The sequence below is a fragment of the Paraburkholderia sediminicola genome, assembly GCF_046027825.1.
GTDB lineage: Bacteria > Pseudomonadota > Gammaproteobacteria > Burkholderiales > Burkholderiaceae > Paraburkholderia > Paraburkholderia sediminicola_D.
In genome coordinates this window covers 1-1921 of record NZ_JAQQDU010000212.1, presented here as the reverse complement: position 1 = coordinate 1921, position 1921 = coordinate 1, and the positions used below count along the sequence as shown (strand labels likewise).

Annotated in this window: 2 protein-coding genes; both read left to right on the top strand. The window is 57.8% G+C overall.

The window, feature by feature from the left end; translation table 11 throughout:
- Positions 1–27: 27 nt before the first annotated feature.
- Positions 28–930: a 5'-nucleotidase gene (locus PQQ96_RS41895; protein ID WP_408303267.1), complete on the top strand. Its 903-nt coding sequence runs from the start codon at positions 28–30 to the stop codon at positions 928–930.
- The gene (queF, locus tag PQQ96_RS41890) at positions 927–1751 is read left to right on the top strand and encodes an NADPH-dependent 7-cyano-7-deazaguanine reductase QueF (protein ID WP_408303265.1); all 825 of its coding nucleotides are present in this window, start codon (positions 927–929) and stop codon (positions 1749–1751) included. The genes PQQ96_RS41895 and queF overlap by 4 nt, the downstream gene beginning before the upstream one ends.
- The last annotated feature ends 170 nt before the right edge of the window (positions 1752–1921 follow it).

Below are 1921 nucleotides of genomic sequence, written 5' to 3'. Positions count from 1 at the left end.
TTGATCTTTCAGGACTGAAACGCGCAAATGGCTATTTCGCTTGCCGACAAACTGGTGGTGGCAATCTCGTCGCGCGCGCTGTTCGACTTCGAGGAAGAGAACCGCGTCTACGAGGACGGCGACCTGCAAGCGTATGAAGCGTTGCAGCGCGAGCGGCTCGCCGTGCCCGCCAAACCGGGCGTCGCGTTTCCGCTGATCCGCAAGCTGCTGGCGTTAAATGCAGGCGGCCACCGGGTCGAAGTCGTGATTCTGTCGCGCAGCGATCCGATCAGCGGACTGCGCGCATTTCATTCTTGCAGGGAATATGGACTGGCGATCGAACGCGGTGTGTTTACCCGTGGGCGCGCGCCATTCGGCTATCTGAAGCCGTTGAACGCGTCGCTGTTTTTGTCCGCGAATCAGGACGATGTGCGCGACGCATTGGCCGCCGGATTCCCGGCCGCGCGCGTCTTGCCCGAATCGGCGAAAATGGCGAGTAAGTATCCGGACGAAATCCGGATTGCCTTCGACGGCGACGCCGTGCTGTTTTCCGACGAAGCCGAGCGCGTGTTCCAGAAAGATGGCTTGCGGGCGTTCGTCGGCCATGAGATGCACAACAAGGATTTGCCGCTCGCGGACGGGCCTTTGAAGCCGTTGCTCGAAGCGCTGCACCGGTTGCAGAAACTCGCGGACGAAGCCGCACCGATGCATATTCGTACGGCATTGGTTACGGCGCGCTCTGCCCCGGCGCATGAGCGCGCGATCCGTACCTTGATGGCGTGGAACATCGAAATCGACGAAGCGATGTTCCTCGGCGGCCTCGACAAGAGCGCATTTTTGCGCGAGTTCGAGCCGGACTTTTTCTTCGACGACCAAATTGGCCATTGCGAATCGGCCCGCGTCGTGACGGCGACGGGGCACGTGCTGAGTGGCATCGTGAACGCATCATGACACCTGAACAGTCACCGCTGGGTAAGCCTTCCGCTTACACCGAACAATATGACGCTTCTCTGCTCTTTCCGATTGCCCGGAAGAATGCACGCGAAGCGATTGGGATTGGCGCGCAGTTGCCGTTTTTCGGCACGGACATCTGGAATGCTTACGAGCTTTCCTGGCTGAATGCGCGCGGCAAGCCGCAGATTGCCGTGGCGACTTTCTTCGTGCCCGCCGATTCGCCGAATATTGTCGAGTCGAAGTCGTTCAAGCTCTATCTTGGGTCGTTTGCGCAGACGGCGTTCGAATCGATGGAAATCGTACGTGACACGATCAAGCGGGATGTTTCCGCTTCTTGTGGCGCGACTGTTTCGGTTCATCTGACTGCGCCGTATGAGTTCGGCAAGTTGCAGATGGAAGAGTTTGAAGGCTTATCGCTGGATCGGCTTGATCTGGATACGGATGTTTATCAGCCGGATGCTTCGTTGCTCAAGGCGGCGCTTGATGAAGCGCCTGTCGAAGAGACGTTGTTCTCTAACTTGCTGAAGTCGAATTGCCCGGTGACCGGGCAGCCTGACTGGGGCAGCGTGCAGATTCATTATGTCGGGCCGCAGATTGACCACGCTGGGTTGCTGCGGTACATCATTTCCTATCGAAATCACACTGGGTTTCATGAGCAGTGTGTCGAGAGGATTTTTATCGATGTGATGAAGGCCTGTAGGCCGGTGAAGCTTGCGGTTTATGCGCGGTATACCCGCCGCGGCGGGCTGGATATCAATCCGTTCCGGACGAATTACAATTTGCCGATGCCGGATAATTTGCGGTTGGCGCGGCAATAAGGGTAAGGTTTTGCCTGCGGCGCTTGTTCGTCTGTATGCCTGCGGCGCCTGTTGTTTGCTTGGCTGCAGCGTTGGGCTTTTCTTGATCAGGTTGCCTTCGCGGCGCTCGTTTCTGTGTGCCTACGGTGTTGGGCTTTGCCTGGTTTGTTTGCCTGCGCGGCGCTTTTGTC